This is a genomic window from Acinetobacter sp. ESBL14, assembly GCF_036668815.1.
Taxonomy (GTDB): domain Bacteria; phylum Pseudomonadota; class Gammaproteobacteria; order Pseudomonadales; family Moraxellaceae; genus Acinetobacter; species Acinetobacter gyllenbergii.
On sequence record NZ_JAZEVS010000003.1, the window covers coordinates 40,293 to 54,143 of the forward strand.

The 13,851-nt window shown below is 42.5% G+C and carries 16 protein-coding genes; 10 read left to right on the forward strand and 6 right to left on the reverse strand.

Translation table 11 applies throughout. The features are described 5' to 3' along the window. Window positions 1–166: 166 nt before the first annotated feature. The 6 genes from V6E90_RS11200 to V6E90_RS11225 all read left to right on the forward strand — a co-directional run bounded on the left by V6E90_RS11200 (window position 167) and on the right by V6E90_RS11225 (window position 4,628). Window positions 167–826, forward strand: a complete 660-nt coding sequence (locus tag V6E90_RS11200; protein WP_065343062.1) for an amino acid ABC transporter permease — start codon at window positions 167–169, stop codon at window positions 824–826. Continuing rightward, the gene (locus tag V6E90_RS11205; protein ID WP_332605355.1) at window positions 816–1,487 is read left to right on the forward strand and encodes an amino acid ABC transporter permease; all 672 of its coding nucleotides are present in this window, start codon (window positions 816–818) and stop codon (window positions 1,485–1,487) included. Before V6E90_RS11200 ends, V6E90_RS11205 begins: the two co-directional genes overlap by 11 nt. Next, window positions 1,484–2,215 (forward strand): amino acid ABC transporter ATP-binding protein, encoded by a 732-nt coding sequence (locus V6E90_RS11210; protein WP_016541003.1) that lies wholly within the window; start codon window positions 1,484–1,486, stop codon window positions 2,213–2,215. The genes V6E90_RS11205 and V6E90_RS11210 overlap by 4 nt, the downstream gene beginning before the upstream one ends. 19 nt (window positions 2,216–2,234) lie before the next feature. Continuing rightward, a complete protein-coding gene (locus tag V6E90_RS11215; protein WP_332605356.1) occupies window positions 2,235–3,137 on the forward strand; it encodes a transporter substrate-binding domain-containing protein in 903 nt (300 codons plus the stop codon). Between the two features lie 34 nt (window positions 3,138–3,171). After that, window positions 3,172–4,038 carry a cysteine ABC transporter substrate-binding protein gene (locus V6E90_RS11220; RefSeq protein ID WP_278492265.1) on the forward strand — a complete coding sequence of 289 codons (867 nt, stop codon included), beginning with the start codon at window positions 3,172–3,174 and terminating at the stop codon, window positions 4,036–4,038. A gap of 143 nt (window positions 4,039–4,181) precedes the next feature. Then, window positions 4,182–4,628: a VOC family protein gene (locus V6E90_RS11225; protein ID WP_278492263.1), complete on the forward strand. Its 447-nt coding sequence runs from the start codon at window positions 4,182–4,184 to the stop codon at window positions 4,626–4,628. A 77-nt stretch (window positions 4,629–4,705) separates the two neighbouring features. On the opposite strand, the gene V6E90_RS11230 is transcribed toward V6E90_RS11225, so the two are convergent. Beyond that, on the reverse strand, window positions 4,706–5,485 hold the full coding sequence (locus tag V6E90_RS11230; RefSeq protein WP_332605359.1) for a TorF family putative porin: 780 nt from the start codon (window positions 5,483–5,485) through the stop codon (window positions 4,706–4,708). 118 nt (window positions 5,486–5,603) lie between these two features. After that, window positions 5,604–6,062 carry a winged helix-turn-helix transcriptional regulator gene (locus tag V6E90_RS11235; protein ID WP_262757083.1) on the reverse strand — a complete coding sequence of 153 codons (459 nt, stop codon included), beginning with the start codon at window positions 6,060–6,062 and terminating at the stop codon, window positions 5,604–5,606. 98 nt (window positions 6,063–6,160) lie between these two features. Between V6E90_RS11235 and V6E90_RS11240 the strand changes: the two genes are divergently transcribed. Then, window positions 6,161–7,402 carry an MFS transporter gene (locus V6E90_RS11240; RefSeq protein ID WP_332605360.1) on the forward strand — a complete coding sequence of 414 codons (1,242 nt, stop codon included), beginning with the start codon at window positions 6,161–6,163 and terminating at the stop codon, window positions 7,400–7,402. A 69-nt stretch (window positions 7,403–7,471) separates the two neighbouring features. Here the strand turns inward: V6E90_RS11240 and V6E90_RS11245 are convergent, their stop codons facing one another. From V6E90_RS11245 to V6E90_RS11255, 3 genes are all read right to left on the reverse strand, one after another. After that, window positions 7,472–8,353 (reverse strand): copper resistance D family protein, encoded by an 882-nt coding sequence (locus V6E90_RS11245; RefSeq protein WP_332605362.1) that lies wholly within the window; start codon window positions 8,351–8,353, stop codon window positions 7,472–7,474. A gap of 76 nt (window positions 8,354–8,429) precedes the next feature. Then, the gene (locus V6E90_RS11250) at window positions 8,430–8,801 is read right to left on the reverse strand and encodes a copper resistance CopC family protein (protein WP_332605363.1); all 372 of its coding nucleotides are present in this window, start codon (window positions 8,799–8,801) and stop codon (window positions 8,430–8,432) included. Window positions 8,802–8,919: 118 nt separating this feature from the next. After that, window positions 8,920–10,107 carry a TCR/Tet family MFS transporter gene (locus V6E90_RS11255; RefSeq protein ID WP_332605364.1) on the reverse strand — a complete coding sequence of 396 codons (1,188 nt, stop codon included), beginning with the start codon at window positions 10,105–10,107 and terminating at the stop codon, window positions 8,920–8,922. Window positions 10,108–10,323: 216 nt separating this feature from the next. Between V6E90_RS11255 and V6E90_RS11260 the strand changes: the two genes are divergently transcribed. Beyond that, window positions 10,324–10,467, forward strand: a complete 144-nt coding sequence (locus V6E90_RS11260; protein ID WP_262757090.1) for a hypothetical protein — start codon at window positions 10,324–10,326, stop codon at window positions 10,465–10,467. On the opposite strand, the gene V6E90_RS11265 is transcribed toward V6E90_RS11260, so the two are convergent. Next, window positions 10,426–11,649 carry an MFS transporter gene (locus tag V6E90_RS11265; protein ID WP_332605366.1) on the reverse strand — a complete coding sequence of 408 codons (1,224 nt, stop codon included), beginning with the start codon at window positions 11,647–11,649 and terminating at the stop codon, window positions 10,426–10,428. The two genes, V6E90_RS11260 and V6E90_RS11265, sit on opposite strands and share 42 nt — an antisense overlap. Before the next feature lie 150 nt (window positions 11,650–11,799). On the opposite strand from V6E90_RS11265, the gene V6E90_RS11270 reads away from it, so the two are divergent. Together V6E90_RS11270 and V6E90_RS11275 are read left to right on the forward strand one after the other, a co-directional pair. Continuing rightward, entirely contained in the window at window positions 11,800–12,576 is a 777-nt protein-coding gene (locus V6E90_RS11270; protein ID WP_023270087.1) for an AraC family transcriptional regulator, read from the forward strand. Between the two features lie 95 nt (window positions 12,577–12,671). After that, window positions 12,672–13,823: a winged helix-turn-helix domain-containing protein gene (locus V6E90_RS11275; protein WP_332605367.1), complete on the forward strand. Its 1,152-nt coding sequence runs from the start codon at window positions 12,672–12,674 to the stop codon at window positions 13,821–13,823. Window positions 13,824–13,851 lie beyond the last annotated feature (28 nt).

Genomic DNA, 13,851 nt, shown 5'->3' on the forward strand with positions numbered 1-13,851 from the left:
GCATTTCTTATAAGCAGAATTGAGATGAAGGTCATCATCCAAATTTCAGCAAAGCTTAGCAAATAATAATATTTCATGTGAAATTTCAATCAGCATAGACTCATCCAAAGATAAATAACAACAACGTATTTATCAAAAAAATCAATTTTTCATTCGGATGTTTTCTTTGGATTGGCTGTATATACAGAGTGTGCTGCCGCAGTTCTATGCGGCCACCCTCATGACCTTAAAAATCTCCTTCATTGGTATTGTGTTATCTATTTTATTGGGGCTGATCTGTAGTGTGATTAGTACCTATAACGTTCGAATACTCAACAAAATTGTCAAAGTCTATATTGAGGTTTCCCGCAATACGCCCTTGCTCATTCAGCTATTTTTTCTCTATTACGGTTTACCTAAGATCGGCATCAAACTCGATGGATTCACCTGCGGCGTAATTGGTCTGACTTTTTTAGGTGGCAGCTATATGGCGGAAGCCTTTCGTGCTGGCCTGCAGTCAGTTGCTCAAGGGCAAATTGATTCTGCTCGAAGTGTGGGTCTCAACGCCGTGCAAGTTTTTCAATATGTGGTATTTCCACAGGCACTGTCGCTGTCTATACCTGCCATTGGTGCGAACTGCTTATTTCTAATTAAAGAAAGCTCGATCTTGAGCGCCATTGCTGTGGTGGAACTCCTGTTTGTGACCAAAGATTTGATTGGCATGGATTACAAAACCACAGAAGCTCTATTTCTATTAATCATGGCCTATCTGATCATTTTGTTACCTGTTTCGGCTTTAACGAGTTATCTGGAATATCGCAGTCGGAAGGTGAGCCATGGGACTTGAGTATTTATTTCAACCGAGTCATATCGAACGTTTGCTGTATGGCTTATTGCAAACCATCGAAATCGCCTTTCTATCTGTATTTTTATCTGCCATTTTCGGGACAATTTTTGGGGTGATCATGACCTCAAAAAATATGCTGATTAAAATCCTGTGCCGTTTCTATCTGGAAACCATACGGATTGTACCCATCCTCGTCCTTTTATTCGTTTTTTATTTTGGTTTTGCGACATGGTTTAACTGGCAGTTGTCATCGTTTTGGGTCTGTATTTTTGTATTTACCCTATGGGGAACTGCGGAAATGGGCGATCTGGTTCGCGCTTCGATCACCTCGATTGATCAACATCAACGGGATTCTGCCTATGCAGTAGGACTCACTCATATACAGGCCTTAGTTTATGTGATTTTCCCACAAAGCTTAAAACGGGTAACACCTGGCGCATTAAATCTGTTTACCCGCATGATTAAAACCAGTTCATTAGCCGTACTGATCGGGATGGTGGAAGTCCTGAAAGTGGGGCAGCAGATTATTGAAAATTCATTATTGACGGTACCCAGCGCATCGCTGTGGATTTACGGTTTCATCTTTATTCTTTATTTCCTGATTTGTTATCCATTATCGCTTTTAGCAGCGCATTTAGAAAAAGTGTGGGAGAACGCATGACTTTGTTATCGATACAGCATTTACACAAGTTTTATAAACAAAGTCATATTTTGCATGGCATTGACCTAGAGGTGCAACAAGGTGAAGTGGTGGTGATTTTGGGGCCATCCGGTTGTGGAAAAAGTACCTTGTTACGTTGTATCAATGGGCTGGAACCGATACAAGACGGTGAGATCCATCTCAAAGATGTTGGTGTGCTAGGGCAGGATTTGCCATGGGATAACGTGCGCCAGCAGATCGGCATGGTGTTCCAGAACTATGAATTATTCAAGCATATGAATGTGATTGATAACATTTTGCTTGGTCCGTTAAAAGCGCAAAAACGCCTACGTGCGGAAGTGGAGCAATTGGCCGATCAATTGTTGCAGCGGGTAGGTTTGCTCGATCGTAAATACGATTATCCCTCCAATTTATCAGGTGGTCAGAAGCAGCGAATTGCCATCGTCCGTGCGTTGGTGATGCAACCGAAAGTGATTTTACTGGATGAAATTACCGCAGCGCTTGACCCTGAAATGGTGCGGGAAGTCCTAGATGTGGTGCTGAAACTGGCGCAGGAAGGCATGACCATGTTGATTGTCACCCATGAAATGGGCTTTGCCCGCAAAGTGGCGGATCGCATTATTTTTATGGATAAGGGCAAGATCATTGAACAAAGCTCGCCAGAAGCATTTTTTCAGCACCCTCAGACTGAACGTGCGAGAACCTTTCTCAATATTTTGAATTATTAAAAATGAAAACGAGGACTTTATGAGATTGAATTTAGCAATTGGGCAAGATTGGAATTTGTCGAAAACAAAAATGTTTAGTCTGGGAATGGTCTGTGTACTGATGGCAGCTATGTTGACAGGCTGTAATCAACCCGCTTCCACTGAAGCCAAAGCTACGGCACAAGATACTTCACTGGAACAGATTCGGAAAAATGGTGTATTGCGGGTTGGTGTATTTGCGGACAATCCACCGTTTGGCTATGTCGATAGTGCAGGCAAAAATCAGGGCTTTGATGTGGCACTGGCTAAGCGGGTCACTCAAGATCTGCTTGGCGATGAACATAAAATTCAGTTTGTGATTGCGGAAGCGGCTAATCGGGTTGAGTTTCTAAAATCAGGAAAAGTTGATGTGGTTTTTGCCAGTTTTTCAGTGACACCAGAACGGCAACAGGTGGTTGATTTTTCCGAACCTTATTTAAAAGCATCCTTAGGAATTGTCTCACCCAAAGCCAAAGCCATTACGAATGTAAAAGCGCTGGAAGGCAAAACCTTAATTGTAAATAAGGGCTCAAGCTCGGAGATCTATTTCAGTAAAAACTATCCCAAAGTCAAATTGTTGAAATTTGGACAAAATACCGATGCCTTTAACGCATTGATTGATGGTCGGGGGGACGCCATCTCCCAAGACAGCACCTATGCTTTGGCATGGGCAGCGAAAAACCCGAATTATGTGGCAGGCATTCCTCAGATTGGTAATCAAGATTTTATCGCAGCAGGCGTGAAGAAGGGCAATAGCCAATTACTGCACTGGCTCAATGATGAAATTAAACAGCTTAGAACGACAGGTGAGGTTCAAAAGATTTATGACCAAACCTTGAAGCCGATTTATGGCGAAACAGTGAATCCGAATATCTTTTTGGATGTCGATATCCCCAAGCAATAACAGATTTTTATAAGGTTAAAAAATAGGTGAACTTATGCAAACAATAACATTTTCAAATCTACAAAAATTATTACTGGCTTCCGTATTCAGTTTGGGACTGACGGCATGTAATAAAAATCCACAGTCCACGGAAAAAACAGCGGATACTTCGGCACAGGTCTCCAGTATTGAACAGATCAAAAAAAACGGTGTGGTTCGGATTGGCGTATTTAGCGACAAGCCGCCGTTTGGTTATCTGGATGCACAAGGTAAGAATCAGGGCTTTGATGTGGAAATTGCCAAGCATGTGGCCAAAGATTTATTGGGCGATGAAAACAAGGTTCAATTTGTACTGACGGAAGCGGCCAACCGTGTTGAATATCTGAAAGCCAATAAAGTGGATATTATTTTTGCCAATTTCACCGTGACACCTGAACGTGAGCAAGTGGTGGATTTTGCCAAACCCTATCTAAAAGTCGCTTTAGGTGTAGTGTCTCCTAAGAACAAACCAATTACTGATATTACTCAGTTAAAAGATCAAACCTTATTGGTGAATAAAGGCACCACAGCGGATTCATTTTTTAGCAAGCAACATCCTGAAATTAAGTTGCAAAAATATGAGCAAAACACAGAAACTTTTGATGCTTTAAAAGATGGTCGAGGTGCTGCTTTGGCACATGACAATTTATTGGTGTTGGCATGGGCAAAAGAAAATCCAAATTACACTGTCGGCATTACCAATTTGGGTGAGCAAGATTTAATTGCACCTGCTGTACAAAAGGGCAATAAAGAACTGTTGGATTGGTTAAATCAAGATTTGCAAAAGCTAGCCAAAGAAGGCGTGATTCATCAGGCCTATGAAAAAACCTTAAAGCCAGTCTATGGCGATGCTATTCCTGCCAAAGATTTAATTATTGAATAATCAGTACAGCTAAAGAAAAAGGCGAGGCGAGATTAAATCTTGCTTCGCCTTTTTATCGCAGAGCATTTACTTATCTTACAAAGTAAAGACAGTGATCAGAAAATCCGTCCCTTAGAATGAATAAAACAAAGGGAATACATCAAATGCAAAGTACAGAAATTGATTTTATTGTCAAAGATACCATGGCGGCATTGGCGTTTTATGAGCGGGTTTTTGAGGTTGAAAGAATCGAAGTCGGTGATTTTGTGCTTGGACAAAATAGTGTGATTATCAGTATTCATGGTGTCCATTTTCATATGTTGGATGAAAACCCAGATTTCCAATTATTGGCGCCTACTCCTGAGAGCTATATCCCAATCTGGTTTAATATTACTGTCACGGATATTGAAAAGACCTTGCAGCAGGCTGTGGATGCAGGTGCCGCACTGGTTCAGGCGGTGCAAGATATGCCTAAAATGGGCATTAAAAATGCCATGTTTAAAGACCCTTTTGGCTATATGTGGTTATTGCATCAGGTGCTTGAAGTTGTAGATTATGAAACACGGGCTCAGTTATTGGCGCAACAAGGGTTTCAGCGTAAATCCAGTTAGAGCGAATCAGTCAAATAAATGTGATGCTATACAGCAAGCGATAAAGTGTATTCGTGCTTGCTGTACTTCATTTTAATCTAAAAGGACTTGGTCAGACTAAACACTGCGGCGGTTTTAACACCTTTTTGATTGCTATCGGAATAACCTGTGTGATCTAGGTCAGTTCCAATCGCAGCTAGTTCAGCAGTTAAGTTCATCGGTCTATAATTATAATTCGCTGCAATTTTCCAATCGAAGAAATGATCTTTGGCGGTTCCACCATAAATAGCTTGGCTGGCTTTGGAATAGCCTAAGCTTGCAACTGCTGCAAAGTTGGTTTGTGCGATCGGCGTCGTATATAAAAGATTGAAATACCAATTTTTGACATTTTCACCGACGTTTTGGCGAGTGGCTTTTCCGCCGTATTGAGGGGTATAACTGATACTTGGTGTAAAGCGATCACCATCGTTCAAAGCGCTATTGATGATCAGCTTGAGATAGTATTCGTTATAATTTAAATCGCTTTTTCCCACGTAATGATAGCGTAGCATACCGATATCAATGGTGGGCTGGAATTTCCCGAATGTGATTGGCGCTGTATAACCAAGTGAGGGGTCAAGTTCTAAGTGCGCTTCATCACCGAAATCGACATTTGATGCAAATGCCGCGGCATAAAATCCAGAGGAATGGTTTACAACAAAGTTTCCTTGTAATGCTGCATCATTTTTAGTCTGCGTTTGTCCACGCCAGCGATAGTCACTCGCCAAAGCAACATTCCCACTCAGACTGAAATTTGCTGCAGCGGTTTGATCGGTTGCCAAAGCATAGCTTGAGCAGAACGTTGTCGTTAAAAGTAATATATGATGCAAAGTTTTCATGACATCCCTAAATGATGAGTTAATTGAGATGTTATGAATATTATGATTTAATCGATTGATAAATAATAAAATTATCGTAAATTGTGCGTAAACAAAACATAAATTTTTTACATTTATTTTATTCGCTCAATGGATTGACCTTTAATACTTCAGTGCTTGTTGTGTTCAATACCGTGCCCTCATTGGAGATGGGGATCATCAAGGGAACAGGCTGCCTTGTTGTTTTTTCAATCAGGACAGAATGAGTTTCATTTTCCCCAAATAGATATTGTTCCCCCCATTGGCGTAATGCCACCACGATTGGAAACAGCTGTTCGCCTTTGTCCGTCAGAATATATTCTTGATAGCTTGTGCCATCGGAAGCAGCGCGTGTTTGCAGAATCCCAGCAGCAATTAATTTATGTAGTCTGTCTGAGAGAATGTTACGCGCGACATTGAGGCTTCGTTGCAGATCACCAAAGCGGTGTAGCCCGTCCATTATATCGCGCACAATTAATAAGGACCAACGATCTCCAATCACTTCAACACTCCGTGCAACAGGGCAGAATTCTGGACTCGAAATTTTAGGGTTTGGCATCGCATTCTCAGCAGATTAAAGGGTGATCTAGTTGCATTTTAAAACTAGGTGGATTAGGATTCAACTAGTTTTAATTTGAAACTAGTTTGGGTGTAGATATGAATATTCCCTGTAGGTCTTCCTTACCCAAAAATGAAAAATGTCTTTTAATTCAGCCAAAAAAATTGCCGACCAGTTTGGTGTGGTTATTTGCCATTGCAAGCGGGCTTAGTGTTGCCAATGTCTATTATGTGCAGCCATTGCTTGATGCGATTGCTCGGGATTTAGCTATTAGTTATGCCGCTGTTGGTAGTGTGATTTTAGTGACACAAATTGGCTGTGCTGTGGCGTTATTCTTGTTGGTGCCATTGGGTGATCGAATTAATCGGCGTCGGTTGATGTTATTGCAGCTGTTGGCACTCTGTGTTGCTTTGATTGCAGTCAGCATCACCAAGACGACTTTGAGTCTATTCATCAGTATGTTTGCTGTAGGCTTGTTAGGGACTGCCATGACGCAGGGACTGATTGCCTATGCGGCAAGCGTGGCGGATTTGCATGAGCGTGGTTATGTCGTCGGTACAGCACAAAGTGGTGTATTTATTGGCTTGCTGTTGGCGCGTGTATTTGCTGGAGCAATCAGTGATGTTGCGGGTTGGAGAAACGTTTATTTCTGTGCAGCAATGCTCATGTTGGTGATTGCCATACCGCTTTGGAAATCTCTGCCTGTGCTTGCGAATCCACAGTATAAGCTAAGCTATCCACGGTTGCTTGGGTCGATGTTGAGCTTGCTTTGTCACAATAAGATATTACAAATACGTGGTCTATTGGCACTGTTGATGTTTGCCGCTTTTAATATTTTTTGGAGTGCCTTGGTCTTATTATTGAGCTCAGCGCCGTATCATTATTCCCATACCGCAATTGGTGCATTTGGTTTGGTTGGGGTACTCGGTGCCTTAATGGCGACAAAAGCTGGGCAATGGGCAGATCAAGGTTTTGCGCAAAGAACTAGTGGCTTTGCCTTACTGATTATATTGTTGTCTTGGTTTGCATTCGCTCAAATTGAATATTCAATTGTTGCACTAATCATTGGTATTTTATTGCTGGATTTGGGTGGGCAAGCTTTACATGTCACCAATCAAAGCATGATTCTCCAAACTCAACAAGACAACCAAAGTCGCTTGGTTGGACTGTATATGCTGTTTTATGCGGCTGGGAGTGGTTTGGGAGCGATCAGCAGTACTTTGACGTATGCACGAGCTGGATGGCAAGGCGTGTGCGTACTCGGCGCCTGCATCAGCATCATGGCTTTGTTATTTTGGTGGATCACACAACATGTTAAACATGACAGCATGTCTGTTTAACGCAATCGAGTGAATCAGGGCTTTATTCAAATGTCCATGATTCACATCGAATAGCAGTTCCTTGTGATTTTATTCAATTCCGACAACTGTGGTGATATAGGCAGTGGTCATTAAAATCATGAAGCCGAGTGACATTTCAAACAAAATGGCATAGCCGAGTTGTTTTGCAAATTTAGCCTGTTGTAAACGTGGACTAAAGTACCATTTGTTAAAAGCGGCCAACAGTAAAATGCCGATAACCAAGACAAGCTTAATGATAAAACCTTGTCCGTAAGGTGTGGCGATGAGCACATCAAAATCCTTAAACAGGAGTAGTGCAATGGTGATGCCACATGCAATCAGAATACCGACGATAAATGCGGCAATCTGTCCAAATAAATGCATAGATTGTTTTAACGGTAGCCCACTGATAATGTGGCTGGTTTTCCAAAGCGGGTAGAGCGACCCCATCCAAACAGACATTAAAAGCACATGGATCGTCAATAAAAGCTGGGCGAAAGTGGGGAGATTGGTGACATGGCCGAGTTGAGAAAAACTATAGGCGATCAGCAATATTGGGATTGGCCAAATGCATTTTTCAAACAGGCTAATTTCAGTTCTGTGCGTTTTGAGTTTAAAAATCAGCAATGCCAGCAGTAATGCAAAGCTGATCATACGAAGCAGATGGGCATGTCCCGTCGCAGTGTTGATCAGAATGTTGATATAGTTCCAGTCAAACATGCCGAGCAGGCCTGTATTGGCAAAGCTTCCAACTAAAAACAAGAAACCCAGCGTACTGGACATAAAACCAAGGGCGGCCCCAATGCTGATGTAATTGACCATCCCTTTTTTAATTTCAGCATAGTGTCCGAGGAGGAAATAACAGAATGCACCTCCAATGACAAAAGCAGTACTTAGATATAGGCTAATTTTTATTATCCAGGCGGCGAATATCCAATATTCAGGCATCATTTTTATTCCTAACCCCGAGCAACTGGTCAAGGGATGAGATTGGCAAGTTGCTCATCTATTTCGAGTTTGATTTGGCTTATTTCAAAGTAAAACTATATTCACCGTTCATGTTGTGTCCATCTTTGCCCATGGTGCTCCAAAGCACGGTATATTTGCCCTTTTTCAGTGAAGGTAAGGCCACATCAAATGATTTTTTCAGGTCATGGCTGACCTTATAATTCAATGGAAGTTCACGGCGTTGTTCATCTAAAACTTGAATCTTCATTAACATCACCTCATCACCAAAATTAAGGCTTAAATTTTTAGGTTGGGTTGAAACTATGGTATTTGCTGCGGGTGTAGCACTGATCAAGCTGACATGAGCAAAAGCGGTTGATGTTGCAATTGCCAGAGTCGTACCGATGATCAGGTTGCGCAACATGGTTTTACTGTTTTGCACAAAACTCATTTTTTATCCTCTTTTAAAGCATGATGTGGGACTGATGACACAATCGGCGCCATCAGCTTTCATCTTTATTATCCAAGTTGCATCAGTACTTCTGAGCAACAGGAAAATTACGTTTTTGTCATTTTGAGGGTTGTGTGTTTGGCTTGAGACTGCGAATCAGAATAGGCAGCGCAAGTAGATAAATCATGACTACACTTAGCCAGATTGCACCTGGCCATTCGGATTGAAATTGAAAATACAGGGTGGAAAATAGTAGAGGAGCAAACATGGAGGCCAAGCTGATTGTAGAGGCAATAATGCCTTGGAATTGACCTTGTTGTTCTGGCGAAACTTTTTGCGAAGCCAAGGCTTGTAATGATGGGGTACCGATACTGCCTAAGGCGAAAAGTGGCATGATGATAAAAATGATCCAAGCTTGTTGAGCAAAAGCCATGATGGATAATGCAATACAAGAGCAACTTATTCCGATAAGGACGGTATTTCGATCTCCAAATCGTTGGGAGGCATGCTGAGGAATAAAGGCTTGAACCAGCATTTGAGATAAACCAAAAGCAGCTAAAGATAGCCCCACCCAAAAACCGTTCCATTGAAAGGTAGCATGTCCCCAAAGCGCCCAGCACACTGCATAAGCTTCACCTGTGCCACTCAAGATAAAAAAGGTGGCAATTAAAGGAAGTATATTCGGGATTGATCGAAGCGAGGTAAAGGCTTTAAATGGATTCAGACTCGAAACAGGATTGTTTGAGAGCTCGGCTGTTTTTGACTCAGGCAATACCCAATAGGCCAGTAAAAAGTTGAGGCCTGAAAGAATGGCTGCAATAAAAAAGGGCAGTCTGAGCCAGTAGTCACCCAGCAAACCTCCAAAGATTGGTCCAATAATAAAACCTGCACCAAACATCGCGCTCATGAGACCAAAGTATTTGGCACGTTGATCTGGTTTGGTTATATCGACAAGATAGGCGGAAGCAACCGACATATTGGCACTGCTCATACCTGCAATGATTCGACCGATCACTAGCAGCAAAAGACTATGTGAAAAGGTCAAGAAAGTGTAGTTGATGGTTGAACCTACCAATGACAGCAGCAGAATTGGTCGCCGTCCAAATCGGTCACTTAATGCACCGAGTACAGGTGAAAAGAGGAATTGCATGGCGGCATAGAGACTGCCGAGCAGACCAATGTATAACGCAGTCTGATGACTATGTGTAATGTCTTGAAGTAAGGCGGGTAAGATTGGAAAAATCAGCCCGATGCCAATCGCATCTAAAGCAATGGTCGAAAAAATAATAAATAGAGAGCGATTCATAAAGCGTCCTATCGAAAAAGCAGGTACAGCAATGCTGCGAGAACCTGTTAACGATGCCTGATAACAACTCAAGCCCTGATGAACGCTGACCGAATCTTAATGATTGGGATATGTGTTGATGTGATATTTTTCGCGAATGAAAAAATATCAACATCAATTTTTCGCGGTTTTTTTTATCGTAACAATGAAAAAGAAGGAATCTAGCAAGTTCCAACGATGGCTAAAATTCTAGCACTTAAACGTGCAGGCAAACAAGATCATGTTGATCACTCAGAACTGCAGCAGGCCTGTTGCTATGCTGCAGTTCTGAGTGATGGATTATTTTTTGGTATTCGGCAAGAACGCAGTCATAAAACCTAAAAGTGGCAGGAAGGAGCAGAGTTTATAGACCCAAACAATACCATGGGTATCGGCTAAATGTCCCAGTCCCGCTGCACCAATCCCACCGATCCCGAACATCAGTCCAAACATCAAGCCAGCAACCATTCCGACACGACCAGGCACGGCTTCCTGAGCATACACCACTAAGGCAGAGAAAGCAGAGGACATCACTAAACCAATTACAATTGCTAGGATCGCTGTTCCAGTAAGGCCAACATAAGGCAACATCAAGGCAAACGGTGCAACACCCAAGAAGGAGACCCATACCACAGCTTTACGACCGATCCGATCACCGATAGGGCCACCTGCAAATGTTCCCAGAGCCACTGCACCCAAGAAAATAAACAGATACAGCTGAGAGGTTTGAATAGAAACATTAAAACGTTCAATCAGGTAGAACGTAAAATAATTGGTAATGGCCGCAATATAGATAAATTTGGCAAACATCAAAACACAAATCACCGCCATGGCCTGAATCACTTGTTTACGGGTCAAGGTAGAGATGGCACCTTGACTAGCAGCACGTTGTACAGGAGCTTGTTTAACCAACCATTTGGTGACACGTAATAAAACGAAAATCGCCAAAGCAGCAACCAAAACAAAGAGGCCAATTGCCCCTTGCCCATTTGGAATAATCACGGCAGCTGCCATTAATGGCCCAATCGCAGAACCGGTATTGCCTCCAACTTGAAACATCGATTGTGCTGTACCAAAACGTCCACCTGATGCGGTACGGGCGATGCGAGAGGCTTCAGGATGAAAAGTCGACGAGCCTACCCCAATTAATGCGGCAGCAAACAACAAACTGTGAAAGCTTGCTGCAATCGCCATTAAGCCGATGCCGATCAGTGTGGCTGCCATACCCATTGGCAATAAATAGGGTTTTGGATGTTTATCAGTATATAGCCCAATCCACGGTTGTAATAAGGATGCGGTAATTTGATAGACCAAGGCAATCCAGCCGATTTGAGCAAAACTTAAAGAAAATTCGGCTTTTAACATCGGATAACTTGCAGTGACTACGGCTTGAATTGAATCATTTAATAGATGGGCAAAAGCAACTGCGCCGACAACACGTAACACGAATTTCTGCGGTTGATCATTCGGTGGAAATTGCTCTTGCGGAAATGCATTCTCAAGAGTGCCTGTATTGCTTGCCATGATTGCTCCAACACGTTGTATCAGTTTGAATGGTGCTGCTGAAAGAGGTTTGTTTTTCAGTACTTTTATCCTAAACTGAATAGAAATCGGCCCACAATCATATTTGGGACAGATAGTGTCGAGTTCAGGCCATTTAGGGGGAGGAGGGCAATGCGTAATATTCAGGTCAATGATTATCAGGACGTGGCGCGTGATGTAATGGCCACGGGTAATGATTATGCCGATGGTCATCTGCTAGCAAGTCATCGCCATCGTCGAGGTCAATGTCTGTATGCGATTACAGGGGTTGTAACGGTCATTACCGCTGCTGGTAGTTGGGTGGTGCCACCGAAACGTGCGCTTTGGATTCCAGCGGGGATTGACCATGAAGTACACATGGGCGGGATCACCAAAACCCGTAGTGCCTATATTCTCCCTGAAACTGCAAATGCGGTAGGCTTGCCAACCTATTGCGCAGTGATCAACGTGTCACCCTTATTGCATGAGCTATTGTCGACCGCGGTTGATTTACCTGTTGAATATGTGTTGGGTAGTCGAGATGATTATCTCATGCGATTAATCATTGCAGAAATTGCACTAATGCCTGAACTGCCTTTAAATGCGCCCTTACCGCAAGAACCACGGTTAGCTGCCTTATGTCTGCAATTGCTAAAAGCACCCAGCTTGGACGATGATCTTGATCAAATTGCAGCACAAGTTGGGATGAGCCGCCGTAACTTTACACGAATTTTTCGGCAGCAAACGGGGATGAGTTTTAGCAACTGGCGCCAGCAAGCCTGTTTGCTCAATGCGTTGACTCGCATGGAATTGGGGCAATCCATTACCCATGTCGCAATCGAGTTGGGTTATAGCAGTAGCAGTGCTTTTACCGCAGCCTTTAAACGTTCTTTGGGCGTGGCGCCTCGTTTTTATATACAAGGAAAATAAACAAGGGATTGGCATAATTGTGTTAATTTGAATAACTGCATTTATTGCAGCTTCATCTCTCTTGATCGATAAAATATGATTTAAATGACAATATTATGATTTCATTATTAAAACGCTTGGCTTTATCTCATCAAGGTTTAGAAAAAAACAATCGATTTGGTGAGGGCTTATCTGGTACACAACAAGCCATTGAACATCTGGGTTATGTGCAAATAGATACCATTTCTGTGGTGGAACGCGCCCATCATCATGTGCTGTGGAGTCGAGTACCCAATTACCAATTGGGTCATTTAAATCAACTGGTACAAGATCAACTGATTTTTGAACATTGGGCCCATGCAGCATCCTATTTACCGATGCGGGATTATCGCTATGCCATGCCGTTAATGCATTCTATTCGTAATGGAGAAAGCCGTTATTTTTCAAGAGGTGATCAGAAACTGATGCATGAAATTCTGGCTCAGGTGAAAGCCGAAGGCAGAATCCGACTCAGAAATATGCAGAAGGAAAAACGGGAAGGATCAGCAGGCTGGTGGAATGCAGGACCAAGCCGCAAGGCGATTGAACAGCTATTCATGCAAGGTGATTTAATGATCTGTGAGCGTAATGGCATGGAAAAAGTCTATGACCTGACTGAACGTTGCATACCGCAGGGCTTTGATCAAAGCACACCGACTTTACAGGAATATGCGCAATATTTATTGGATACCACCATACGTGCCCATGGTGTATTTACCTGGAAGCAATTGCTGCATTTAAAAACCAATAAGGATTTACGTGAAATCATGCGTAAATTACTCGATGAGCAGATTGATGCAGGCGTGATCAACTTGATTAAGCTGGAAAGTGGGCAAACGGTTTATGTGGCCAGCGCCGTGTTGGAACATGAACTCAAGATTGAAGCGGAGGTTAAAATCTTGTCTCCGTTTGATAATCTGGTGATTCATCGGGAACGTTTAAGTTGCTTATTTGACTTTGATTATCGCATTGAATGCTATGTACCTGCGGCCAAACGACAATATGGTTATTTTTGCTTACCGTTGCTTTATGCAGATGATTTTGTTGGACGAATCGACTGTAAAGTGCATCGTCGTGAACAAAGATTAGAAGTGATAAGTTTGCATTTAGAAGATGCCAATATGCGAAATCGAGATGAGTTTTTGCTTGCATTAGAACGAGAATTACAGCGTTTCGCCCAATTTAATCAGTGTACCAGTATTGACCTAGATAAGATCAAGATGCGATAGGGCGAGCTATCTAACGTCGATGCTCGCC